Origin of the sequence: Paraburkholderia sp. SECH2, assembly GCF_030464795.1 — a bacterium.
Lineage (GTDB): Bacteria > Pseudomonadota > Gammaproteobacteria > Burkholderiales > Burkholderiaceae > Paraburkholderia > Paraburkholderia aspalathi.
In genome coordinates, this window is record NZ_JALPRH010000003.1 from 124,934 (window position 1) to 148,163 (window position 23,230).

Consider the following 23,230-nt stretch of genomic DNA (forward strand, 5'->3'; position numbering starts at 1 on the left):
ATTTTCGGACCGCTTTTCGCATGGGCCGAAACCGGCCCAATTGGCCCAATTAGCATTAGACGACCCCGGACCGCCGCTGTGTTTCGTTTCACATCCGCATGACCGATGGCGGTCTATCTTCCCTTGCAGAGGATCCCATGACCGCTATCGCCAACGACGCCGTCTCCAGTTTTGCCACACCCAGCCTCGACTCGTCGTTCTCTTCAGAAGATCAGTCCATCCAGCAGCTGGAGCAGCAAGTCGATGCGATGATCAACCAGGTGTTGCAGCAAAGTTCGTCGTCGGTGGGACAGAACGCGATGGCGCAGAACGCGTCGGGCACGCTCGCGAGTTACATGAACCAGAACGGCATCAAGTCGCTCGACCCGAATCAGCTTTATCAACTGGCCAACAATCCGCCTGCCGGCACGCCGCCCGATGTGTCCGCCGCGGCGTCGTACATGCTGCAAAATCCGGACGTCTATAAGCAGATCGAGACGCACGACGTGTCAGGTGCTGACGGTATTTCCGGCGTGGGCAACTTCGAGTGGGCCGCGCAAGGCGGCCTCGACAGCGAGCCGTCGCCGAGCACGACTGATACGCTCGATTCGACCTCGACCCAAGGCGCCATGATGGATGCGCAAAGCGCGTCCGGCGCGCTGGCGAGCTACATGAGCCAGAACGGCATCTCGTCGCTCGATCCCGATCAGCTCTACAAGCTCGCCAACAATCCGCCCGCCGGCACGCCGTCCGACGTGTCCGCCGCAGCGTCGTACATGCTGCAGAACCCGGACGTCTATAAGCAGATCGAGACGCACGACGTGTCCGGTGCGGACGGTGTTTCTGGCGTGAGCAACTTCCAGTGGGCCGCGCAAGGCGGCCTCGACCAGACGGTTTCCGGCGGCCATTCGTTTAATTTGCCCAACCTGAACACGGATTTGACGCTCAATTCGCCCAATCTGAACCTTCAGCAGACGCTGTCCGTCTGATCGCCCAAGGACGTGGCGGCTCACCGGCCGCCTTTCGCCTGACTTGCAAAAAAGACAGGCGGCCACGGTCCGGCCCCAACCGCACAGGGCATTTTTGACCAAGACGACCTCCTATGAGACTGAGTATCCTAGGCGTAATCAGTCATTTCATGCGGGGAATTCAAGGTGGCGCACTATCTTTGCCATGAGCAGCCGGACCTACTCGAGTTTGAGACGAGCGTGATCGCCTCGCGGCCCGGCGCCGTCGTGCTGGGCCGCACGGCCTTGCACCCGGGCGGTGGCGGTCAGGTGTCGGACGCCGCAACCCTGACCCACGCGCACGGTGCCGTCCGCATTACCGGCGTCGCGCCGGAAGGCGGCATGCTCTGGCATCTGCTCGACGAACCGCTCGAACTGAATGGCGAGGTCCACGTGGCCGTCGACGCGGCCCGGCGTTCCACCGTCGCCCAGCTTCATACGGCCACGCATATTCTCAACGCCCTCGTGTATCAGCGCTTCGCCGGCGCACTCGTGACCGGCGCGCAGATCAATGCCGACGGCACCGCCCGCATGGATTTCGATCTGCCCGAGGCGGATAACGACGCATTGCGCCTGCTCGAGGAGCCCGCCAACGAGGTGATCCGCAGCGCCATGGACGTTCGGACCTACTACGTCAGCGCAGCGGAGGCAAAATCGACGCAGGGCCTGATCCGCAGTCTTTCAGTGGCGCCGCCGCCGACCTCCGACGGCACGGTGCGGATCGTCGAAATCGGCGACCTGGACCGGCAGGCTTGCGGCGGCACGCATCTGACCAACACGGCGCAATCGAAACCGATCCGCATCGTGAAGATAGAAAACAAGGGGCGCCGCAATCGCCGGGTCAGAATAGAGCTGGTTTGAAGGGCATCCCGGGAGAGCGAGCCATGGACACATCGGATAAAAGCGAGCCGGAAGTGGTGTGCTGGCGAGACGGCGCGCTCGACGGCGCCTGTCTCGCGAGTGCCCGCTACGGCGAGCACAAATTCGACCGGCATCTGCACGACGAACTCGTCATTGTCATGACGCAGTCCGGTGCGGGGCAGTGTCATACGCGCACCGGCAGCGAAGTCGCCGGACCCGGCAGCGTGCTCGTGTTCGGACCTGGCGAATATCACAGCGGCGAGGTGTGGGAAGGCCGCGAATGGAATTACCGCGCCATTTATCTCGACATGGAAGGACTGGGCGCGCTGGGTGCTGTGTTTTCACCCGACTCGCGTCCGGACAAACCGCTTCTGATCCCGCCGGGGCTCTATCAGGATGCGCATCTGGCCGGCCTGCTGGTCAAGGCGCATGCGAGTCTCGACCAGCACGGCTCGGTCTCGCTGATGGAGCGGCAGGCGAATTGGTGGGCGGCGATGGGGATGCTGGTCGGGCGCTACGGGCAATCGCGGCACGAGCTCGGCGAAGCACGGCGGGAGGCCCACAAGATGGCGCAGGTGCGGGAGTACGTCGCTGCCAACTATGCGCGCGACATTCCGGTCGACGAATTGGCGGAGCTTGTGGGGTTGAGCCGCTATTACCTCACCCGTGCCTTCTGCAAAGAGTTTGGCCTGCCACCGCACGCCTATGCGACGCAGGTGCGGCTACTCGCGGCCAAACGCATGCTCGCGGCGGGACATAGCGCGGCGAGTGCTGCCGCGGCCGTCGGCTTTTACGATCAAAGCCATCTCAACCGGCTTTTCAAGCGAGCCTATGGAATCACGCCGGGGACGTATGCGGCGCTGAAGCCGGGGCATTAACTCCGCGCGTTGCATCTCTAACGTTACTCGGGAAGCGGAACGTCCTCGATCAGCGCCGACTGTACAGCGCGAATCCTGCGATCGACGAAGTAGCCACCGCCTTCCGTGTAGCGCAGATAAAGACGGTCGCACAACGTGCACTGCCAGACGGCACAGCGGTTGTACGGGAAGTAACGTGGTGCGATGGGGGCCTCGGCCGACCAGTAGGTCGTTTTGCCCGGTAGGTATTCGCTGAACGTCGGTTCCGGATCGTCCTCCGGTGCAAGCGTGCCGATTTCCTTGAACTGCGTTTCGTCGAGAGACAGCGGTTGCGAGTGCCAGCCGTCCAGCGGTGTTTTTGTACACATGCAAGGCGCGGCAGCGCGCTCTTCCGCACGTTGCGCGAGTTCAAGAAGCATTGCAGCGTTCAGATATTCCGCCATGAGGCACACGATTCCTGCAGGGTTGGGACGATGTTAGCTGGTTCGCCGCGACTCAAGCTACGCGGCAGGAACCAGTCAGCATCATGCACGCTCTGGCGTCGTGCGGGAAGTCAGCCGTTCATCATCCGATCGCGATGCGGCACGACCCAGGAACGGTCGAAACTGCCATTGGCGATCGACTTCAACGCCGCCGTTTCTTTCGCATTCTGCCGCCGTGCGCCTTCGATCACCGCTTCCACGTCAGCCGGCGAGATCGCGAGCAAACCGTCTTCATCGCCAACGATGATGTCCCCAGGATGAACCACCATCCCGCCGACCGTGACCGGCACGTTGATCTCACCAGGACCGTTCTTGTAAGGCCCACGATGCGTCACGCCGCGCGCGTACACCGGGAAATCGCGCTGACGTAGCGCGCCGACATCGCGGATCGCACCGTCGATCACGAGGCCCTGCACGCCCAGACTCTCCGCGAAGCTGGCCATGATCTCGCCCATTAGCGCTTGCGTCAGTTCGCCGGCGCCGTCGATCACGAGCACGTCGCCCGGCCGGCAAAAGTCGAACGCGCGATGGATCGCGAGGTTGTCGCCGGGGCGGGTGTGGACCGTAACCGCGGTGCCGGCCATCGGTTTGGGCTGATGATACGGCCGCAAGCCGACCATGCCGCTCGCGCGCGCCATGTTGTCGCTGAGGAGAGAAACCGCCAGTTCACGCAATGCGTCGAGCGTTGCCGGGTTGGCCTGAGGCGCGGATTCGTGTTCGCGCCAGCCGATGGGATTCGTAGTGACAGTCATATCGTTGCCCCTTGCGTGGCGAATTGCTTCTCGAGTTGATGGGACAGCCGCGGGTACACCGCGCGGGCGTTGTCTTCATAGATGTGCTGACGGTCCGCGGCGCTGAGCCATTCGATGGCGTCGATATAGCGCCGCGTGTCGTCGTAGTAGTGGCCGGTTTCCGGATCGATACCCTGAACCGCGCCGATGGTTTCCGAGGCGAACAGGATGTTCTCGACCGGAATGACTTTGGCGAGCAGTTCGGCGCCGGGCTGGTGATACACGCAGGTATCGAAGAACACGTTCTTCATCAGATACTCGCTGAGCAGCGGCCGCTTCATGTCCTGCGCGAGTCCGCGATAGCGGCCCCAGTGATAGGGCACCGCGCCGCCGCCGTGCGGAATGATGAAGCGCAAGGTCGGGAAGTCGGCGAACAGATCGCCCTGCAGCAACTGCATGAAAGCCGAGGTGTCACCGTTGATGTAATGCGCACCCGTCGCATGAAAATTCGGATTGCACGACGAGGACACGTGAATCATTGCCGGCACGTCGAGTTCCACCATCGCTTCATAGAGCGGATACCACGAGCGGTCCGTAATCGGCAGCCCCGACCAATGTCCGCCGGACGGGTCCGGATTCAGATTGCAGCCGATGAACCCCAGTTCTTCCACGCAACGCCGCAGTTCGGCGATGCAATTGGCCGGCGCCACGCCCGGCGCTTGCGGCAACTGGCACACCCCGACGAAGTTGCGCGGAAACAGCGACACTACGCGATGGATGAGATCGTTGGATTCGCTCGACCAGACTGCATTGGCTTCGGCCGTGGCGAGGTGGTGCCCCATGCCGGCGGCGCGTGGCGAAAAGATCGTGAGGTCGGTGCCGCGTTCGCGCTGGATGCGAATCTGGCCGGTTTCGATGCTCTCGCGAATTTCGTCATCGGTAATGAGGGGCCGTGGCGGCGGCGAGCCGCCGTTTTTCAGCGCGGCGATCTGCTGCGCGCGCCAAGCCTCGTGCTGCGGCGGCGAGGTGGTGTAGTGACCGTGGCAATCGATGATCATGGTGTGAAAAATCCGTGAGTGTCGTTGTGAATGCTTATCTGTCCGCGCTAAGCGTTCGCTGTTTCGTCGGTCAGGGCGCTCAGGTGCGCGGGGCAGGGTCGCCGGTCGCGAGCGAGGCGGCTTCATCTTCAGACGGCGTGACGCGCATCACGAGTGCGATGATCGTCGCGACCACCAGAAACGCTGCGATCGTCAGCAAGGCCAGTTTGAAGTTGCCGGTGGCGTTGCGCACCAGCCCGATGCTCCAGGGACCGACCAGGCCGCCGAACTGCGCGATGGTGTTGATCAGCGCAATCGTCGCGGCGCCCGCGGCGCCCGTTCTGAACGAGGACGCGAGGCTCCAGAACAGCGGGTTGCCCGCATAGATGAACAAACCGGTCAGGCACAGCAGCGCGTAGGCGATCACAGGGTTCGGCGCATACGCACTGCCGGCAATCGCCAATGCGCTCATGCCGTACACGAAGGCGAGGTGCTTCTTGCGGTCGCCTGTGCGATCGGAACTGCGGCTGATCAGGAACGTGCCCAACACGCCAAGCAGCGGCGGCGCGGCGGACAGAAAGCCGACCTCGATATTGCTCAGATGGCCGAGGCTTTTAACGATCTGCGGCAGCCATAGGAAGAGGCCATAAATGCCGACCAGCGCGCAACCGAACAGACACGCGAGGCTCCATACGCGGATGTCGCTCGCCACGCGCAGCAGCGGAAAATGTTTGGTGCCACCAACGGCTTCGCGTTCGGCCGCGAGCGTCGATTCCAGCCAGCGCTTTTCGTCATCGGAGAGCCATTTTGCGTCGGCCGGACGTTCGGTCATGATGCGCAGCGTCAGCAGACCGAGCGCCATCGCCGGGATGCCTTCGAGGATGAACATCCATTGCCATCCCTGCAAACCGAGAATGCCGTTCGCGTAGGTCATCAAGGTTGTCGAGATCGGACCGCCCAGCACCGCCGAAAACGAACCCGCGATGATGTAGCCGCCCACCGCGCGTGCCCGGTAGCGCACCGGAAACCATTTCGTCAGATAAACCGCCACGCCCGGCAAAAAGCCCGCTTCCATCACGCCCAGCAGAAAGCGCAGCACATAGAAGCTCGAGTCGTTGAAGACGAAGGCGGTGGCTGCCGCAACCGCGCCCCACGTCAGCAGAATGCGCGCGATCCAGCGGCGTGCACCGACCCGATGCAGCAACAGGTTGCTCGGCACTTCCAGCAACATGTAGCCGACGAAGAAGATGCTGCCGGCGAAACCGAACACCGCTGGACTGAAGCCCAACTGCTTGTTCATGTCCAGCGCGGCGAATCCGATATTGATCCGGTCCAGATAGTTGAAGAACATCATCGCAAAGAGCAGGGGCATTAATCGCCCGTACACTTTGCGCATGGTGGTGGCTTCGTCGAATGAGGTCATGCTGTCTCCTACCTTGCTGCGACGGCTTCATGAGCCGTGGCGGCGTTCTTATGGTCGGCCTGCCGGATCGAACGCCGGCAGTGTCCCGTTGGCCGCGTATTTGACGGCCGGGCTTCAGGGGTTACCGTTCGTGCCTGCAGGCGCTGATGCTGATGCGCTCATGAACGGACAGCGGCTGAAGCATGAGGCCCATGATAAGAACGCCCGGACGGAGAGTCCAAGACCGCTTGCTTATGCTTGTATAGGTTTTTACTTATAGTGTGGCGTCAGCAAGCGGCGCGGGGAGACAGGCGAGGAAGGCGCGTAGATGCGGTGAGGCGTCGTCGGTGCGAAAGGTGGCTGCGAGCGTCGATCGGTATGATGAACCGGGACCGCTGAGGTGCCGGTACACGACGTCCGTGCGTCCATGGCGCGCAACCGATTCGCCTATGAACGTCACGCCCAGGCCCGCTGCTACGAGTGCAATCGCGGTCTGAATTTCATAGGCCTGGTGAGCGACGACCGGGGTTACGCCGGCATCGCGATAGAGCGTTTGCACCGAGCGTTTGAACTGTGCGTTCTGGTGCTTCGGATACAGAATCAAGGGCGTATCGGCGAGCTCGGCAATTCGCACGGTCTTGTGTGCGGCCAGCGGATGACCCGGTTCGAGCGCGACCATGACGCGCTCGCGCAGCAAGGGATAGGACGTGCAGCCATCAATCGCGAGCGGCTGCCGCCCGATGCCGATGTGAATGCGCATGTCGCGCAACGCATCGGTTTGCTCCTCAGTGAGCAATTCGAAGAGCTTGAGTTCAACCTGCGGGAACGCGTTGTGAAACGCCTTGAGTGCGGGCGGCAGGATGCTGTACATCGCCGAGCGCGTGAAGCCGATGCTGAGCCAGCCGCGCCGGCCGACACCGATTTCTTGCGCCGTAAGAGATACCTGTTCCAACGAACCGAGAATCTGACGCGCCTCCGTGCAGAGGTAGTGACCGGCTTCGGTCAGACTCAGCGGGCGTCTTGCCCGATCGACCAGCTGCGTGCCGAGCCGCTCTTCAAGCGAACGGATCTGCTGGCTCAGCGCGGGCTGCGCGATATGCAAGCGCTCGGCGGCGCGGCTGAAATTGAGCTCCTCCGCCAGAATCACGAAGCACTGCAACGCCCTAAGATTCATATCCGTGTTTCCTGATCTTCAGTAGGAAGAGGATAACGGGTTATGCGGTGGACGGTGCAATGCCGGCGTGCCGGAGGAGGTTCTGGCGCCGCGGCGGCTTCTTAATCCAGTCCGCCCTGGCACAGGTACTTGATCGACATGTAATCGTCGAGCCCGTACTTCGAGCCTTCGCGGCCATAGCCCGATTCTTTCACCCCGCCGAACGGCGCCGCTTCGCTCGACACGGCGCCTTCGTTGATGCCGATCACGCCCGCTTCGAGCTGGGCTGCGACGCGATTGATACGTCGCACGTCCTGCGTGTAGAAGTAGGCGGCGAGGCCGAACGGCGTGTCATTGGAAAGGCGGATCGCTTCGGCTTCGTCATCGAAACGGAACAGCGGCGCCACCGGCCCGAAGGTTTCTTCGCAACAGACGATCATGTCGTCCCGTGCATCGGTCAGCACGGTCGGCGCATAGTAGTTCGGGCCGAGTTCGGTCAGGCGCTTGCCGCCTGTCAGCACTTTTGCGCCGTGTTTGACGGCATCTTCCACGTGCCGGGCAATCTTGTCGATTGCGCGTTCGTTGATCATCGGGCCGATTTGCGCGTCCGGATCGGTTGCGGGCGCAACCTTCAGCGCGGCGACCCGTTTCGCGAGCAGATCGGCGAAACGCGCGTAGACACCTGATTGCACATAAACCCGGTTCGGGCACACGCAAGTCTGACCGCCATTGCGGAACTTGGAGGCCATCAGGCCGGTGACCGCCGCGTCGAGATCGGCGTCGTCGAATACGATGAAGGGCGCATTGCCGCCCAATTCCAGCGACAGTTTCTTCAGCGTGCCAGCCGATTCGCGGGCGAGATGCTTGCCGACCGGCGTCGAGCCCGTGAACGTGATCTTGCGCACGCGTCCGTCGGCGAGCCAGTCAGCGACCGCCGCAATGCCCTGGTCACGCGAAGCCGACAGCATGTTCAGCACGCCGTCCGGCAAGCCCGCTTCCTGGGCAAGCGCCGCCAGCGCGAGTGCCGTGAGCGGTGTGTCTTCGGCGGGCTTGGCCACGACGGTGCATCCGGCTGCGAGTGCGGGGGCGATCTTGCGCGCAATCATCGCCAGCGGGAAATTCCACGGCGTGATCGCCGCGACCACGCCGACCGGTTCCTTCACCGCGCTCATGCGTTTGCCGCGCTGTTGCTGCGGGATCAGATCGCCGTAGATGCGTGTCGCCTCGTCGGCGAACCACGCGACGTACGAGGCGCCGTAGGCGACTTCGCCGCGGCTTTCCGCGAGCGGCTTGCCTTGTTCCGTCGACATCAGCGTGGCGAGGTCTTCGGTATTGGCGACGATCAGCGCATGCCAGCGACGCAGAATCTCCGCGCGTTCGCGCGGCAGCTTGTCGCGCCACGCGGGGAACGCGCGGGCCGCGGCGTCGGTGGCTGCGCGGGCGTCCGCAGCACCGCTGTTCGCGACTTCGACGATCAATTCACCGGTGGCCGGGTTGGTGACGGGAAAGCGCGCGGCGTCGGCGGCGTCGATCCACTTGCCATCGATCAGGTTCTGTGGGCGAATCAGTTCTTTGCGGGTCAATGCGAGAGACATCGGGGTTGCTCCTTCGGGTTGCCCAGGATGAGGCGAGGGCGAGTCATCGATGCGGCGGTGCGGCCGCGCACTTAAGGTAGATTGCGGGCGACTAACACGTTGATGCTACGCGTACGCCGCAGTCAATGAAATCATCCCAGCGGGCCTTTGACGGTGCGCGCCGCTTTTTTTTCACGCCGCCACAGCATTTTGTGCTGAATGTGCGGTGAAGCGGCAGGCCGCGAGGGGTGGCGGCTGGCGACGGCCGTGTTGCGCGGTCGCACCTCAACGCACCCGCCGCGGCCCCGTCGAAGCGCGTACGACGAGTTGCGGCGGTGGCGCGAGCACCATCGACGGTTGTTGTTCAGGCGTCTGGATCAGCCGGATCAGACTCTCGATCGACAACTCCGCGACGGCCGCCGTCTGGATCGCGACCGTCGTCAACGCAGGATGCACCTGGTGTGCGAGTTGAATGTCCGTAATGCCGATGACCGAGACATCGTTCGGCACGGCGCGGCCAAGCGTGATCAATGCCTGGGCCGCGCCGATCGCCAGCAGATCGTTGGTCGCGAAAATCGCGGTGAGGTGAGGGCGGCTCGCCATCAACTGCATGCAGGCGGCGTAGCCAGCGTCGATCGAGTCGCGGATCTGCAGCACCGCGGCAGCGTCTGTTTCGATTCCGGCCTCGCGCATCACCGCGCGAAATCCGTTGGAGCGCGCGTCTTGCAAGCCGCCGCATCCATCGCCGATCAGAAGGCCGATCTCGCGGTGACCCAGTTCGAGCAGATGCCTCGCGGCAAGCGCACCCGCATGAGCAAAATCCACGGCGATGCAGGGCAACGCGGGCGGAGCCTCAGGGTGTTCCCACATCGCCAGCAAGATCGGCGCGCTGTGCGTGGCCGACGCGCACAAGTCGTTGATCGCGATGTCCGTGTTCATCACGAGGACGCCGTCCGCGAGCGTGCCAGCGATCTGGTTCAGATACGCGCGGCCGATCTCCGCATCGTCGTCAGTATTGCAAACCATCAGGAAGTACCCGGCTTTGCGTGCCGCCCGTTCGGCGGCCGAGACGAACTCGGGGTAGAACGGGTTCGAGATGTTCGACAGCATCAGGGCCAAGGTCGACGAGCGGCCCTCCGCCAGCGCGCGTGCGTTCAGGTTGGGCCGGTAGCCGAGATCGGCGATGGCCTTCAACACGCGTTCGGCCGTCTCCGGGCGGACCTTCTCGCGGTTGCGCAGGACATTGGAAACGGTGGCGGCGGTGACGTGCGCGCGCTTTGCGACTTCGGAAAGGGTGACCATTTACTATTTATCCCATATTCAGGGAGCGCGATTCAAATGTTGCAAGCAACGGGCGACGTTGATAAGTTGCTGGAAAACACAGCGGAGACACTCATCATGACTTTTCCCCTCGGACTCGAATTTAAGCGATTAAATGCCTGCTGCACAAGAGCTGGCCGTTTATTTTTCCTAGAAATTTAAGCGGTTAAATCCAAAGGGCAACAACATGGCTACGATTCGTCTTACGAACGTGCAAAAGTCTTACGGTGACCATCCGCCGGTGGTCCGGCGTGTAAATCTCGAGATAGCTCAGCATGAGTTCTGCGTGTTTCTCGGACCCTCGGGTTGCGGCAAGTCGACCCTGCTGAGAATGATCGCCGGTCTCGAAGACCTGAGCGAAGGCGAACTGCACATCGGCGGCCGCCTCATGAACGATGTGCCCGCCGCCGGGCGCGGCGTGGCGATGGTGTTCCAGAGCTACGCGCTGTTTCCGCACATGACCGTGTTCGACAACATGGCGTTCGGCCTGAAACTCGCGAAGCAGCCCAAGGACGTGATCGACCGGAAGGTGCGCGAGGCCGCGCGCATTCTGCAACTGGACGCCTTCCTTGACCGTTATCCGAAAGCGCTTTCGGGCGGGCAGCGGCAGCGTGTTGCGATCGGCCGCGCGATCGTCCGTGAACCCGGTGTGTTCCTGTTCGACGAACCGCTGTCGAATCTCGACGCCGCATTGCGCGGCCAGACGCGTGTCGAAATCGCCCGCCTGCACCAACGCTTCGCGAACGCGAGCGTGGTCTACGTGACCCACGATCAGGTCGAGGCGATGACGCTTGCCGACAGAATCGTGCTGCTGCATGCAGGCGCGGACGCCGAGCGCTTCGGCAGCATTGCGCAGAGCGGCGCACCGCTCGAGTTGTATCACCATCCGAAGTCGCGCTTTGTGGCGGGCTTCATCGGTTCGCCGCGCATGAATTTCATCGATGCCGTGGTCGATTCGATCGAAGCGGGCAAGGTAGCCGTCACGCTGACGGAAAGCGGCGAACGGCTGGTCGCTCACGTGGACGGTCAACGTCTTCAGCGCGGGCAGTCTGTCACGCTCGGCGTGCGCCCGGAACATCTGCACCTCTCCGGCGACGAGCAATCCATTCAATGCGTCACTGTTCTATCGGAACGACTCGGCGAGCACAGCTATATTCACGCCGATCACGCGGGCGGCACGCTCATCGCCAAGGCCGCGGGCGATACGCCGATTGGATCGGGCGAGCGCATCTGCATTCACGTTCCGCCTGCCGCATGTCATCTGTTCGATGCGGACGGCGTTGCACTGCGACGCAGCACGTTCGAGCCCGAGCGGGTCGCCGCTTGATCACACAACCCTATTCCGCCAAAGAGCGGGTAATCGTCTGGCAGCGAGCCGCTGTCAGCCAACAAGGTAGTCAAGGAGACATAAGATGATTTCTCTTCGCCTTCGCCGTCTGGCATACGCGTCGATTGCGGCCGCGCTGGTTGCAGGCACACTCTGCGCCACTGCGGCCGACGCGGCCACGCTGACCGTCAACGTCTCGGCGCGCGGTAATCAGCGCTCGACGTGGCAGGACGCGTTCGACAAGTTCAAGAAAGCCAATCCCGACGTCGACCTCAAGGTGACCTACATCACCGAGGAAGCGTACAAGGTGCAGATGGGCGGCTGGCTCGCCACCGATCCGCCAGATGTCGTGTCGTGGCACGACGGCGAGCGCATGGCCTATTACGCGCAACGCGGCCTGCTCGAAGACCTGTCGTCGGACTGGAGCAAAAACGGCTGGTCGCAACAGTATGCGTCGGTGAAGGAAGCATCAACGTATAAGGGCAAGCAGTATGCCGCGCCGCTCGGTTACGACGCCTACGGCTTCTTCTATCGCAAGGATCTGTTCGAGAAGGCCGGCATCAAGGGCGAACCGAAAACGTGGGATGAATTTCTCGACGCCTGCAAGAAGCTGAAGGCCAGCGGCGTTGCTCCGATCGCCGTTGCGGCGCGCGATAGCTGGACGCTTGCCGCGTGGTTCGACTATCTCGACCTGCGCATCAACGGCAACGCATTCCATCAGCAGTTGATGGCCGGTGAAATTCCCTACACCGATGCGCGCGTTAAAAAGGTCTACACCGCGTGGAAAACGCTGATCGACGATCACTACTTCATCGACAACGCGCTCTCCTACGACCTCGATTCGATCGCACCGTTTCTCGTGAGCGGCAAGGCCTCGATGATGCTGATGGGCACGTTCTTCTCGGCGAGCATCCCCGCCTCGGTCCGGCCGCAGACCGGCTTCTTCCGCTTCCCGGTGGTCGACGCGAACGTGCCGATGGCCGAAGACGGCCCGGTCAATGTGCTGCTAGTTCCGGCGAAGGCGAAGAACAAGGCCGATGCCCGCAGACTGCTGGCCTTCATGGAACAGCCGCAGATCAACGCAGATCTCGCGAAAGGTTGGGGGCAGTTGCCGTCGAACAGCCAATCCGCTGAACCCGAAGACGAGATTTCGAAGGTCGGTTTCCAGACCCTTGCCAACACGAAGGGCGGCATTGCGCAGTTCTACGATCGCGACATGCAGAAGGAAATGGCCGACGAAGGCATGAAGGCGATGCAGCAGTTCTACAGCGATCCGTCGCAACTCGACGCCGTGCTGGTCCGCCTCGAAGCGACCCGTAAGCGCATCTACAAGAAGTAAGCCCCGGAGCGCCAGCAAGGCAGCAAGCGCTGGCGCTCGCCTTCGATCTCCTTCGATTTTCGACCAGGGCCGATCATGTCTCATTCCGCAGCGCGCCGCCTACCCGCGGCGCGGCACCGGCACGTCTCCACGACGCGCCGTCATCAGCACCGCGCGGCGCTTTTCTTCCTGCTGCCGGGCTGTGTGTTGTTTTGCCTGTGCGTGGTCTACCCGATCATCAGCAGTATTTCGCTCAGCTTTTACAACTGGGACGGCATGACGCCGAAGACGTTCGCGGGCTTCGATAACTACATCGAACTGTTTCATGCGGACACGTTCTATACGGCGCTCAAGAACAACCTGATCTGGCTCGCGCTATTCCTGCTGGCGCCGCCGCTCGGACTGCTGTTCGCGTTGTATCTGAACCAGCATATCCGTGGCATGCGGGTCGTGAAGTCGCTGTTTTTTGCGCCATTCGTGCTATCCGGCGTGGTGGTCGGGCTCGTGTTCAGCTGGTTTTACGATCCGGGTTTCGGCTTGCTGCGTCTGATCGTTGGTCATGGCATTCCTGTGCTCGGCGATCCGCACACGGTGACCTTCGGCATTATCTTCGCCGCGCTGTGGCCGCAAACGCCGTTCTGCATGGTGCTGTATCTCACCGGGCTGACAGGTATCAATCCCGAAGTGGTCGAGGCGGCTCGCATGGAGGGCGCAAAAGGCGTGCGTCTGCTATGGCACGTGATCCTTCCGCAACTGCGGCCAGCCACATTCATGGCAGTCGTCCTGACCGTGATTGGCGCGCTGCGCAGCTTCGACCTGATCGCGGTGATGAGTGGCGGCGGTCCCTTCGATAGTTCGACCGTGCTCGCCTATTACATGTACGACCAGGCGATCAAGTACTACCGCGAAGGCTATTCCGCGGCGATTGCCGTCGTGCTGTTCGCCATCATGCTCGTCTACATCGTGTTCCATCTGCGCCGCATGCTGCGCGAAGAACACTGATTTCCAGGAGTTACGCGTCATGTATCCCCTTCCCGTCGAACGCTGGAAACCGCTCAACCGCACGTTGTACAAAGCGTCGCTGCCGCTTGCGCTGCTGATATGGCTGCTGCCGATGCTGGCCGTGCTCGTCACGTCGATCCGCTCGTCGGACGAGTTGTCGCAAGGCGCCTACTGGGGCTGGCCCAAGCATTTTGCGTTAATCGAAAACTACGGCACGGCGCTCACGCAAACGCCGATGCTTCATTACTTCGCCAATAGCGTGCTAATTACGGTGCCCTCGGTGATTGGCGCGATCGTGCTCGCTTCGATGGCGGGTTTCGCGTTGGCGACCTACCGGTTCCCGGGCAATACCGCTGTGCTGTTCGCCTTCGTAGCCGGCAACTTCGTGCCGATTCAGATTCTGATGATCCCGGTTCGCGACATGGCGCTGAAAGTGGGCCTCTTCAACAGCGTATGGGCACTGGTGATTTTTCATGTGTCGTTTCAGACCGGCTTTTGCACGCTGTTCCTTCGTAACTTCATCAAGCAGTTGCCGTTCGAGATGATCGAGGCGGCGCGCGTGGAAGGGGCGAGCGAATGGACGATCTACTGGCGCATCGTGCTGCCGCTGATTCGTCCCGCGCTCGCTGCGTTGGGAATCCTCGTCTTCACGTTTGTCTGGAACGACTACTTCTGGGCGCTGTGCCTCACACAAGGCGATGAGGCTGCTCCGATCACGGTGGGCGTCGCCGCGCTTAAAGGCCAGTGGACGACGGCATGGAATCTGGTTGCCGCCGGCTCGGTACTCGCTGCTTTGCCCTCCGTGCTGATGTTCTTCCTGATGCAGAAGCATTTCGTCGCCGGCCTGACTTTCGGCGCAAGCAAGGGCTGATCGCCCGTTCGCCGTCATTTAACAAAGAGACTTTCTCATGCAACTTGGTGTTTGCTACTACCCCGAACAATGGCCGCGTTCGATGTGGGCCGACGATGCGAAACGTATGGTCGAGCTCGGCATCACGCATGTGCGGATCGCCGAATTCGCGTGGAGCCGGATGGAACCGCGCGCCGGCGAATTCGCCTGGGACTGGCTCGATGAAGCCGTTGAGACGCTCGCGGCCGAAGGGCTGAAACTCGTGCTAGGCACACCGACCGCGTCGCCGCCGAAATGGCTGATCGATGCGCACCCGGACGTGTTGCCGGTACGTGCGGACGGCGTGCGCTGGAATTTCGGCTCGCGTCGCCACTACGATATTTCCAGCGAAACCTATCGGCGTGAGTGCGTGCGCATTGTCACCGCGATGGCGGAGCGCTATGGACGGCACCCGTCTATCGTTGCGTGGCAGACCGATAACGAACTCGGCTGCCACGAGACTGTGCCGAGCTATTCGGGCGCGGCGCTGGCGCGCTTTCAGACGTGGTTGCAGCATCGCTACGAGCGCGTCGAGGCGTTGAACGATGCATGGGGCAACGTGTTCTGGAGCATGGAGTATCCGTCGTTCGATACGATCGGCCTGCCGAACCGCACGCCCACCGACGCCAATCCGATCCATTTGCTCGACTTCCGCCGTTTCATGTCGGATGAGGTAGCCAGCTTCCATCGCGAGCAGATCGACGTGCTGCGTCAGCATGCGCCCAAGGCGGATCTTCTGCATAACTTCATGGGCTTCTTCACGACCTTCGATCATTACCGCTTCGCCGAAGACAACGCGCTCGACGTGGCGGCGTGGGATAGCTATCCGATCGCGCGCACGGAATCGATCGCACTGCCTGAAGAGCAGAAGGCGCGTTACGCACGTACCGCGCATCCGGACGTCTCGGCGTTCGATCACGACCGCTACCGCGCGATCGGCGCCGGCCGTTTCTGGGTGATGGAGCAACAGGCGGGGCCGGTGAACTGGGCGCCGTGGAATCCGGTGCCCGCGAAGGGCATGGTCAGGCTGTGGGCATACGAAGCATTCGCGCATGGTGCGGAACTGGTGTCGTATTTCCGCTGGCGTCAGTGTCCGTATGCGCAGGAACAGATGCATTCGGGTCTCAACTTGCCGAACAACGAACTGTCGCCTGGCGGCCTCGAAGTGCAGCAGGCGGCGCATGAAATTGCCTCGTCCGCGGCGCTATCCGGACTCGGTGCGCCGACGCGCGCGGCCACGGCGATCGTGTTCGACTACGAGACGCAGTGGATGTTCGAGATTCAGCGTCATGGCAAAACCTTCGACTACCAGACGCTGGCGTTCGACTACTACGAGGCGCTGCGTGAACTCGGCCTCGATGTCGATATCGTGTCGAGCAAAGCCGATCTTTCGCCGTACCGGTTAGTGGTGGTGCCGAGTATTGCCGTGATCAACGACACGCTCGTCGACCAGATCGAGCAGAGTTCGGCGCAATGGGTATTCGGTCCGAGGAGCGGTTCGAAGACCACGACCTTTGCCATTCCTTCGAGCTTGCCGCCCGGCGCGTTGCAACGCGTTCTGCCGATGCAGGTGCTCGAAGTCGAAACGCTGCGTCCGACGCTTACGCCAGCGCTTTCGATCGGAGACACGCAGGGCGTTGCACTGCATTGGCGCGAGCACGTTCGCGCCAATGGCGAGACAACCGTCGACGCGCAATTCGACGACACGTGGCCCGCGATCCTCACCCACGGAAGGGTTCGCTATGTGGCGGGTTGGTTGTCGCACGCGTTGCATCGCGAGGTGTTGCAGCGGGCCGCGAAAGATGCCGGCATCGAGACGCAGCACCTGGCTGATGGCTTGCGCATTCGCCGGCGCGGCGATCTGACCTTCGCGTTCAACTTCGGGCCGGAGCCAGTGCAAGCGCCTGCGCCAGCCAATGCGACGTTTGTGCTGGGACATTCGGAATTGAAAACCGGCGACGTCTGCGCGTGGAGGAACACGTAGGCCCTCGCGTCTGAACGTTTTATCAAGGTAGAAGAAGGCGTTATTGGAGGCAGAAATTTAAGCGCTTCAACCCGGAACAGGCGGCCTCTAGAAGAACCGCCATTCAATCGATGGAGGATGACAGATGAACAGAAGAGAAATGCTCGGATGGCTCGCATCTGCTGGGGCTGCCGCTGGTGTCGGCGCAACGGTCGGCGTGCCCGCCGTTGCCGGCGAACTTGGCGTGTTCGGTCATGGCCGCGGGTTTGCAAAGGGTGCGGACGTGTCGACGCTGCTGGAACTCGAGGCCAACGGCGCGAAGTTTTACGAGCACGGTATGCCGCTCGACTGTCTCTTCATTCTGAAGAGTCACGGTGTCGACTCGATCCGCATCAAAGTGTGGAACGATCCTGGCAATCCGAACTTTTTTCCGGCTGACCAGAGTCCCGCCGCCGGTTACAACAATGCCGAACATGTTCGCGTTCTGGCTCGCCGCGCCGCTGCGCTCGGCATGCGCATACTGATCGATTTCCACTACAGCGACTGGTGGGCCGATCCGGGCAAGCAGTATCCGCCACACGACTGGGCCGGCAAGGATATCGAGCAAACCTGCGCGTTGCTGTCCGAGTACACGTCGAAGGTCCTTACGATGCTCAAGCGCGATGGCGTGCATCCGGAGTGGGTTCAGGTCGGCAATGAAATCACGGGCGGCATGCTGTGGCCGCTCGGCAAGTACGATCAGTGGGACAACCTCGCGCAACTGCTGAAGGCCGGGCACGATGCGGTCAAATCGGTCGATGAACGGATCAAGGTCATGCTGCACCTCGACAGCGGCGGCAACAATGCAACGAGCCGCTGGTGGTTCGACAGTGCGGTGCAACGCGGCGTTACGTTCGATGTAATCGGCTTGTCCTACTACCCGCAGTGGCAAGGCGCGCTAAGCGACTTGCAGAACAACGCGAACGATATGGCGACGCGCTATGGCAAGGACGTGATGGTCGTCGAGACCGCGTATCCGTGGACCACCAGCGACGGCGACTCGGAACCCAACTCGATGACCAATACCGGCTCCACGACCTTCCCCCAGACGCCGGCCGGTCAGGCGCAATTTATCGGCGCGGTGACGGATATCGTGAAAGCGATACCCGGTGGCCACGGCAAGGGCGTCTTCTGGTGGGAGCCGGAATGGATCCCGACGCCGAACGTGGGATGGAAAGTCGGCGCGGGCGATCAGTGGGACAACAACACGCTGTTCGATTTTCACGGCAACGCGTTGACGTCGCTGGATGCGTTCAGGAAGCGCTAGCCCTGGCGCTAACCACTAGTGCGGATAGCAGGCACTACTGCGCGGGTGCCTGCGATTTCTGCTGGTTGGCACAGTCCGAAGTGAACGCCATGCTGGCCTGATCGGACGTCATGTGAGGGGCGTTCGGACTGTAGATCTTTTCGACGATGGCGGAGACTGCTTGCCGGTCGGATTTACCTTTGTAGTACTTGGCCGCTTGATCAAGTGCCTGCGCTTTCGTCTTCTTGTGGGCACGCCACGAGGCCACCTGGCCGGCAATATCGCCGATCGCAAAACATTGATCGCTGACTGTTTGTGCAACGGCTTCAACGGCCGGCTGCGCGAGGCACAGTGCGAGCACGGCCGATACAACTACGCGTTTCATTGACTGAATCCTGTCGTTAGATGGGCGACGGTGCAAAGGCAATGGTATTGACCATTGCCATGCCCGCACGAATCAATAACGGCGTAGTTTATCGGGAAGTGACGGACGGTGCCTTTTACTCGCACCGCCCGCCTTTTCAATGCCCAAACGACTCCGCTTTCGCGCCGGTCCCTGCCGCCACATGCGGCCGTGCCGCCTGCTTGATCAGCAACGCCACGCACGAAATCAGACCCGCCACCGCAACCATCGCGAAGATGCCGCCAAAGGTGAAGTGGCGGCGCGTCAATTCAGCCACGAGGAATGAGCCGGCGATCCCGCCGAAGCGGCCGATCCCCAGCATCCACGCCACGCCCGTGCCGCGACCTTGTGTCGGGTAGAACGCGGCGGCAAGCGCCGGCATCGACGATTGCGCGGTATTCATCAGCACACCCGCGACGAACACGATAAACACCAGCGCGCCGACATTGCCAACCGCCTGGCCGATGAAATACACGCTCACCGCGGTCAGCGCATAGCAGGCCGCGATGATGCGGTTCGCGTTGAAACGGTCCATCAGCACGCCGCACAGCACGGCGCCTACGCCGCCGAGCGGGAACAGTGCGGAAATCAGCGTCGCGCGTTGCGGCGTGAGTCCGGCGTCCTTCAGCAGAATCGGCATCCAGTTGATCGACGCGTAGAAGATCACGAGGCCCATGAAGTAGGCGATCCACAGCATCACCGAGCCGATGATGTACGAGCGCGAGAGCACCACGCCCATGCCCTTGCCGCCGGTTTGCGGCGCGGTTTCGGTCATGACGAAGCTGTCGGCCTGCGCGGCGTCGCTCGAAATGCGCGCCAGCGCTGCACGAATCCGTTCGACCGGCTTGCTGTTGGCCACCATGTAGCGGACCGATTCCGGCATCTTCAGCACCAGCACGATCAGCAGCAACAGCGGTGTGATACCGCCGAGCACCAGCACGCTGCGCCAGCCGAAGTGCGGAATCATCCACGCTGCGAGAAAGCCGCCGAAGGCCGCGCCGAGCGGAAAGCCGCAGAACATCAGATTGATCACGGTCGCGCGGCGGCGATCGGGGCAGTATTCGCCCATCATCGTCACGGCGTTCGGCATGGCCGCGCCGAGGCCGACGCCGGTGACGAAGCGCAATATCGTCAGGTGTTCGATGCTGTTCGAGAACGCCGAAGCAAAGCAGGTCACACCGAACAGCAGCACCGAGCCGAGCAGCATCGAGCGTCGCCCAAGCCGGTCGGACAGCGGACCTGAGACGAGCGCGCCGCACGCGAGACCGAACAGCGCCGCGCTCAACACTGGCGCGAGTGCCGGCCTGGTGATGCCCCATTCGGAAATCAGCGATGGGGCAATGAAGCCGATCGCGGCCGTGTCAAAACCGTCCAGCAGGACGATGATGAAACACATGAAAAAGATGAGCCACTGGAACGGCGAGAAGGGGTGGTCGTTGATAAACGTTTGAACGTTCACAGCGTTGCTGCGGCTCATGCTGGTCTCCTGACTGCACAATACGTAAAGGCCCGCCGTAACGAGCCTTCCTTTCTTTTACGATCGTACGCCGGTTGGACGCGGTGCACGATGCCTATGCCGGTGGCGCGCTCGGTAAGCCGTCGCCGATGGTCGCGCCGGCCGTGATGATGAGGCCCGAACCGGCCGTGCCAGGCGCGTTGCCGTTGGTGCGCCGGAACGCCTGTAGCGCATACAGATCGATGCGCTTCGACAATGCATAGTACTCGGACAGGTTGACCTGCCTTGACCTGCGAGAAGATACAGGCGATCCGGGCGTCAATAAATTCGGCTGATTTGTTCGTATAAAGAACGCTGATTCTCTATAAGAACAGGCCGAACTGTAAGTAGTTTGACAACGAGGGGCAACGCGGGATTACCCGACTATGGCGCCGCTGCCTCATCGAATGAGGCAGCGCGACAGGACAGTGGGAGTGGCTGGGGATGCCGCGGCGCAGGGTGCGCCGGGATGGGGCGTAGCAGGTGTGGGGGCGAGCACCGGGGGCGGCGCCCGGGGTCGTGCTCAGAAGATCACGTAGACCTTCCGCATGGTTTCCTCGACTTCCCAAAGACCTTCGGTATTGGCTTCGAAAAAGAGCGTGTCGCCGCTTTCGAAATGGATGGTCTCTTCGTTATCGGGCGTGAAGCGGCCGCGTCCCGCGATGAAGTGCATCACCTCAGCCTGCTTGACCGAGCGGCGGTATGTGCCCGCCGTGCATTCGAAAATACCGGTGTCGATGGCTTCGCTGCCCTTGATCACGCGCTGCACGCCGGACACCTGAATCGGCGTCGTGCCCGGCAGCCCCGCCTTGCCCCAGTCCTCGAGATTCTGCAGATTCACGCTTTGCTTGATGCTTTGAACCTTCATTTTCACGTTACCTTTTGAATGTGCATGAGCCGATTCATCGGCCGCTTGTGTTTGCGTCGGCGTTCGTCACGGTTTGTTCGATCTTGCCCAGCCGCACGACGGTGACCCCAGGCCGCAACTGCCGCAGCGACGGCATCACGAGCATGCAGTTGTCGTAAGGCGTGACCACTGCTTCGCCGTTCGACCAGCCGATGACCGTGCCGGCATCCGGAAAGATCTCCAGGCCGGTGTAGGGCGCAGCGAAACGAAAATCCATGCTGGTCGCGACCACCGGCTGCGTGACGCGGACGATGTGCTGGGTGGGCGGCAGCGGCGCCAGCCAGCCGTCCGGCAGATCGGCTTCATCGATCACGCCCGCCAGCAGCAGGAAGCGCGCGGTCGTGTCGCGGGCCACGGCGACCGCGCTTCGTTCCCAGTGTTGTCCGCATTCGATCAGCAACGCGTGCTTTGCGCTATCCGTCGTGCCGAAGCCTTCATAATCGCGCATGCGGCGGCCTTCGGGATGGCCCTCGTCGCAGATCACCGTAGCGGGCGTGCCGAGACGCACCGCAAGGTCGATGCCTTTCTGCAGCGGTCCCGCCACGATCAGCGGCTTGCATTTCTCATGCATCGAATGCAGATCGAGGAGTGCGTCGACCGTGTCGATCACCGGGCGCATCTCGCGTGCGCGGGTCAATTCGCTCGACGTGCGCGACGTATCGTCGAGCACCGCGGCGGTCCATACGCGGTTGAAGTCCTGATCGACGAAGCGGGCGGCGTCGGGCTTGGCTGGGTCGAAGCGCCGATACGCAGCGACGTTCGCAAAGGCGAGCGTGAGGCTTCCACGACGCGGCCTCAACGCGCGCCGCAGCAGTTCGTCGACGACGATCGCCCCGCACACTTCATTGCCGTGCGTGAGCGCGTTGATCATCACGTGCGGTCCCGGCACGCCGGAATCGAACGTATGAACGTAGGCGACGCCGGACGACGATTGCTCGTGAACCGAAATATCGGGGAATTCGACTTCGATGGGGTAGGCTTCCATGCTCATTCGAACGTGTCCTCGCAGAGGGTTGGGATCGACAGATCGCGACAGATCGTTAGGCTCAGGCGAGTTTAGCCGCGATTGCCTGGCCGACTTCGGTGGTGTTCGCCTTGCCGCCGAGATCGCCCGTATGCGGGCCTTCGACCAGCGTTGCTTCGATCGCCGCGAGAATCGCGTCATGCGCCTCGCGTTCCTTGCCTTCGTGATTGCCGAGGAAGTCGAGCATCATCGCGGCGGACCAGATCATCGCAATCGGATTGGCGATGTTCTTGCCGGCGATGTCAGGCGCCGAACCGTGCACCGGTTCGAACAGCGACGGAAACTTGCGGTCCGGGTTCAGATTGCCCGACGGCGCAAGGCCGATTGTGCCCGTGCAGGCAGGACCGAGATCGGAGAGGATGTCGCCGAACAGATTGGTGGCGACCACCACGTCGAAACGATCCGGGTTCAGCACGAAGCGTGCGCAGAGAATGTCGATGTGCTGCTTGTCCCACGCCACGTCCGGGTACTGCGCCGCGACGCCGGCCGCGCATTTGTCCCACCACGGCATGCTGATCGCGATGCCGTTGCTCTTCGTCGCTACGGTGATCTTCTTGCGTTCGCGCCGTTGCGCGAGGTCGAACGCGAACTTCAGCACACGTTCGCTGCCGTGCCGTGTGAACACGGATTCCTGCAGCACGAACTCACGCTCGGTACCTTCGAACATCACGCCACCCACCGACGAATATTCGCCCTCGGTGTTCTCACGCACGATCCAGAAATCGATGTCGCCAGCCTTGCGGCCCGCCAGCGGCGAAGGCACACCGGCGAAGAGCCGGGCAGGGCGCAGGTTGATGTACTGGTCGAATTCGCGCCGGAACTTCAGCAGCGACCCCCACAGCGAGATATGGTCGGGCACCGTGTCGGGCCAGCCGACCGCGCCGAACAGAATCGCGTCGGCGGATTGCAGTTGGGTTTTCCAGTCGTCCGGCATCATCTTGCCGTGCTTGGCGTAGTACTCACAGCTCGCCCATTCGATGTGCTGATACTCCAGTTCGATGCCGAAGCGCTTTTTCACCGTCTCCAGCACGCGAATGGCTTCCGGCATCACTTCGACGCCGATGCCGTCGCCGGGAATGACCGCAATCCGATAGGTCTTCGACATGTTCCTGCTCCTCCGTTGGGAATTTCGATGGTTCGATAGCGCTTATTTTATTCCTGCTGTTTGAGCTTAAAATAGTCGCTTTAGTTAAGCCACTGTGCACGAATCGTGT

General features: G+C 62.0%; 22 protein-coding genes. 9 read left to right on the forward strand and 13 right to left on the reverse strand.

Annotated features, from left to right (window positions below; all coding sequences use genetic code 11):
* The first annotated feature begins 137 nt into the window (after window positions 1-137).
* From M0D66_RS07705 to M0D66_RS07715, 3 genes are all read left to right on the forward strand, one after another.
* Window positions 138-968 (forward strand): hypothetical protein, encoded by an 831-nt coding sequence (locus M0D66_RS07705; protein WP_266210479.1) that lies wholly within the window; start codon window positions 138-140, stop codon window positions 966-968.
* A gap of 165 nt (window positions 969-1,133) precedes the next feature.
* Window positions 1,134-1,847 carry an alanyl-tRNA editing protein gene (locus M0D66_RS07710; RefSeq protein ID WP_093641275.1) on the forward strand — a complete coding sequence of 238 codons (714 nt, stop codon included), beginning with the start codon at window positions 1,134-1,136 and terminating at the stop codon, window positions 1,845-1,847.
* A gap of 23 nt (window positions 1,848-1,870) precedes the next feature.
* Window positions 1,871-2,725 (forward strand): AraC family transcriptional regulator, encoded by an 855-nt coding sequence (locus M0D66_RS07715; RefSeq protein ID WP_200618454.1) that lies wholly within the window; start codon window positions 1,871-1,873, stop codon window positions 2,723-2,725.
* Between the two features lie 23 nt (window positions 2,726-2,748).
* Here the strand turns inward: M0D66_RS07715 and M0D66_RS07720 are convergent, their stop codons facing one another.
* The 7 genes from M0D66_RS07720 to M0D66_RS07750 form a co-directional block, all read right to left on the reverse strand.
* The gene (locus M0D66_RS07720; RefSeq protein WP_266210480.1) at window positions 2,749-3,147 is read right to left on the reverse strand and encodes a hypothetical protein; all 399 of its coding nucleotides are present in this window, start codon (window positions 3,145-3,147) and stop codon (window positions 2,749-2,751) included.
* A 110-nt stretch (window positions 3,148-3,257) separates the two neighbouring features.
* A complete protein-coding gene (locus tag M0D66_RS07725; RefSeq protein WP_093641266.1) occupies window positions 3,258-3,938 on the reverse strand; it encodes an RraA family protein in 681 nt (226 codons plus the stop codon).
* Entirely contained in the window at window positions 3,935-4,975 is a 1,041-nt protein-coding gene (locus M0D66_RS07730; protein WP_266210481.1) for an amidohydrolase family protein, read from the reverse strand. The genes M0D66_RS07725 and M0D66_RS07730 overlap by 4 nt, the downstream gene beginning before the upstream one ends.
* A gap of 79 nt (window positions 4,976-5,054) precedes the next feature.
* On the reverse strand, window positions 5,055-6,377 hold the full coding sequence (locus M0D66_RS07735) for an MFS transporter (RefSeq protein ID WP_093641261.1): 1,323 nt from the start codon (window positions 6,375-6,377) through the stop codon (window positions 5,055-5,057).
* A gap of 253 nt (window positions 6,378-6,630) precedes the next feature.
* Window positions 6,631-7,530 carry a LysR family transcriptional regulator gene (locus M0D66_RS07740; protein ID WP_200618450.1) on the reverse strand — a complete coding sequence of 300 codons (900 nt, stop codon included), beginning with the start codon at window positions 7,528-7,530 and terminating at the stop codon, window positions 6,631-6,633.
* A gap of 101 nt (window positions 7,531-7,631) precedes the next feature.
* Entirely contained in the window at window positions 7,632-9,104 is a 1,473-nt protein-coding gene (locus tag M0D66_RS07745) for an NAD-dependent succinate-semialdehyde dehydrogenase (protein WP_266210482.1), read from the reverse strand.
* A gap of 264 nt (window positions 9,105-9,368) precedes the next feature.
* On the reverse strand, window positions 9,369-10,385 hold the full coding sequence (locus M0D66_RS07750; protein ID WP_200618448.1) for a LacI family DNA-binding transcriptional regulator: 1,017 nt from the start codon (window positions 10,383-10,385) through the stop codon (window positions 9,369-9,371).
* 205 nt (window positions 10,386-10,590) lie between these two features.
* Between M0D66_RS07750 and M0D66_RS07755 the strand changes: the two genes are divergently transcribed.
* The 6 genes from M0D66_RS07755 (at window position 10,591) to M0D66_RS07780 (ending at window position 18,208) form a co-directional block, all read left to right on the forward strand.
* Entirely contained in the window at window positions 10,591-11,730 is a 1,140-nt protein-coding gene (locus M0D66_RS07755) for an ABC transporter ATP-binding protein (protein WP_266210483.1), read from the forward strand.
* Window positions 11,731-11,815: 85 nt separating this feature from the next.
* Window positions 11,816-13,069, forward strand: coding sequence for an ABC transporter substrate-binding protein (locus M0D66_RS07760; RefSeq protein ID WP_093641246.1), 1,254 nt, complete (start codon window positions 11,816-11,818; stop codon window positions 13,067-13,069).
* 75 nt (window positions 13,070-13,144) lie between these two features.
* Entirely contained in the window at window positions 13,145-14,050 is a 906-nt protein-coding gene (locus tag M0D66_RS07765) for a carbohydrate ABC transporter permease (RefSeq protein ID WP_093641242.1), read from the forward strand.
* 19 nt (window positions 14,051-14,069) lie between these two features.
* Window positions 14,070-14,921: a carbohydrate ABC transporter permease gene (locus tag M0D66_RS07770; protein WP_266210484.1), complete on the forward strand. Its 852-nt coding sequence runs from the start codon at window positions 14,070-14,072 to the stop codon at window positions 14,919-14,921.
* Window positions 14,922-14,958: 37 nt separating this feature from the next.
* Window positions 14,959-16,923 carry a beta-galactosidase gene (locus tag M0D66_RS07775; protein WP_266210485.1) on the forward strand — a complete coding sequence of 655 codons (1,965 nt, stop codon included), beginning with the start codon at window positions 14,959-14,961 and terminating at the stop codon, window positions 16,921-16,923.
* 124 nt (window positions 16,924-17,047) lie between these two features.
* Window positions 17,048-18,208 (forward strand): arabinogalactan endo-1,4-beta-galactosidase, encoded by a 1,161-nt coding sequence (locus tag M0D66_RS07780; protein ID WP_093641236.1) that lies wholly within the window; start codon window positions 17,048-17,050, stop codon window positions 18,206-18,208.
* A 34-nt stretch (window positions 18,209-18,242) separates the two neighbouring features.
* Here the strand turns inward: M0D66_RS07780 and M0D66_RS07785 are convergent, their stop codons facing one another.
* From M0D66_RS07785 to M0D66_RS07810, 6 genes are all read right to left on the reverse strand, one after another.
* Window positions 18,243-18,572 carry a hypothetical protein gene (locus M0D66_RS07785; protein ID WP_266210486.1) on the reverse strand — a complete coding sequence of 110 codons (330 nt, stop codon included), beginning with the start codon at window positions 18,570-18,572 and terminating at the stop codon, window positions 18,243-18,245.
* A gap of 136 nt (window positions 18,573-18,708) precedes the next feature.
* Entirely contained in the window at window positions 18,709-20,067 is a 1,359-nt protein-coding gene (locus M0D66_RS07790) for an MFS transporter (protein ID WP_211702554.1), read from the reverse strand.
* Between the two features lie 94 nt (window positions 20,068-20,161).
* Window positions 20,162-20,302, reverse strand: coding sequence for a hypothetical protein (locus M0D66_RS07795; RefSeq protein ID WP_266210487.1), 141 nt, complete (start codon window positions 20,300-20,302; stop codon window positions 20,162-20,164).
* Between the two features lie 306 nt (window positions 20,303-20,608).
* Window positions 20,609-20,953 (reverse strand): cupin domain-containing protein, encoded by a 345-nt coding sequence (locus M0D66_RS07800; protein WP_093641227.1) that lies wholly within the window; start codon window positions 20,951-20,953, stop codon window positions 20,609-20,611.
* 34 nt (window positions 20,954-20,987) lie between these two features.
* Window positions 20,988-21,983 (reverse strand): succinylglutamate desuccinylase/aspartoacylase family protein, encoded by a 996-nt coding sequence (locus tag M0D66_RS07805; protein WP_266210488.1) that lies wholly within the window; start codon window positions 21,981-21,983, stop codon window positions 20,988-20,990.
* Between the two features lie 55 nt (window positions 21,984-22,038).
* Entirely contained in the window at window positions 22,039-23,121 is a 1,083-nt protein-coding gene (locus tag M0D66_RS07810) for a tartrate dehydrogenase (RefSeq protein WP_093641222.1), read from the reverse strand.
* Window positions 23,122-23,230: the final 109 nt, after the last annotated feature.

Coding starts and splice junctions, on each gene's coding strand:
- M0D66_RS07705 (WP_266210479.1), top strand. CDS start 138: ATGACCGCTATCGCCAACGACGCCGTCTCCAGTTTTGCCACACCCAGC.
- M0D66_RS07715 (WP_200618454.1), top strand. CDS start 1,871: ATGGACACATCGGATAAAAGCGAGCCGGAAGTGGTGTGCTGGCGAGAC.
- M0D66_RS07720 (WP_266210480.1), bottom strand. CDS start 3,147: ATGGCGGAATATCTGAACGCTGCAATGCTTCTTGAACTCGCGCAACGT.
- M0D66_RS07725 (WP_093641266.1), bottom strand. CDS start 3,938: ATGACTGTCACTACGAATCCCATCGGCTGGCGCGAACACGAATCCGCG.
- M0D66_RS07730 (WP_266210481.1), bottom strand. CDS start 4,975: ATGATCATCGATTGCCACGGTCACTACACCACCTCGCCGCCGCAGCAC.
- M0D66_RS07735 (WP_093641261.1), bottom strand. CDS start 6,377: ATGACCTCATTCGACGAAGCCACCACCATGCGCAAAGTGTACGGGCGA.
- M0D66_RS07740 (WP_200618450.1), bottom strand. CDS start 7,530: ATGAATCTTAGGGCGTTGCAGTGCTTCGTGATTCTGGCGGAGGAGCTC.
- M0D66_RS07745 (WP_266210482.1), bottom strand. CDS start 9,104: ATGTCTCTCGCATTGACCCGCAAAGAACTGATTCGCCCACAGAACCTG.
- M0D66_RS07750 (WP_200618448.1), bottom strand. CDS start 10,385: ATGGTCACCCTTTCCGAAGTCGCAAAGCGCGCGCACGTCACCGCCGCC.
- M0D66_RS07755 (WP_266210483.1), top strand. CDS start 10,591: ATGGCTACGATTCGTCTTACGAACGTGCAAAAGTCTTACGGTGACCAT.
- M0D66_RS07760 (WP_093641246.1), top strand. CDS start 11,816: ATGATTTCTCTTCGCCTTCGCCGTCTGGCATACGCGTCGATTGCGGCC.
- M0D66_RS07765 (WP_093641242.1), top strand. CDS start 13,145: ATGTCTCATTCCGCAGCGCGCCGCCTACCCGCGGCGCGGCACCGGCAC.
- M0D66_RS07770 (WP_266210484.1), top strand. CDS start 14,070: ATGTATCCCCTTCCCGTCGAACGCTGGAAACCGCTCAACCGCACGTTG.
- M0D66_RS07775 (WP_266210485.1), top strand. CDS start 14,959: ATGCAACTTGGTGTTTGCTACTACCCCGAACAATGGCCGCGTTCGATG.
- M0D66_RS07780 (WP_093641236.1), top strand. CDS start 17,048: ATGAACAGAAGAGAAATGCTCGGATGGCTCGCATCTGCTGGGGCTGCC.
- M0D66_RS07785 (WP_266210486.1), bottom strand. CDS start 18,572: ATGAAACGCGTAGTTGTATCGGCCGTGCTCGCACTGTGCCTCGCGCAG.
- M0D66_RS07790 (WP_211702554.1), bottom strand. CDS start 20,067: ATGAGCCGCAGCAACGCTGTGAACGTTCAAACGTTTATCAACGACCAC.
- M0D66_RS07800 (WP_093641227.1), bottom strand. CDS start 20,953: ATGAAGGTTCAAAGCATCAAGCAAAGCGTGAATCTGCAGAATCTCGAG.
- M0D66_RS07805 (WP_266210488.1), bottom strand. CDS start 21,983: ATGAGCATGGAAGCCTACCCCATCGAAGTCGAATTCCCCGATATTTCG.
- M0D66_RS07810 (WP_093641222.1), bottom strand. CDS start 23,121: ATGTCGAAGACCTATCGGATTGCGGTCATTCCCGGCGACGGCATCGGC.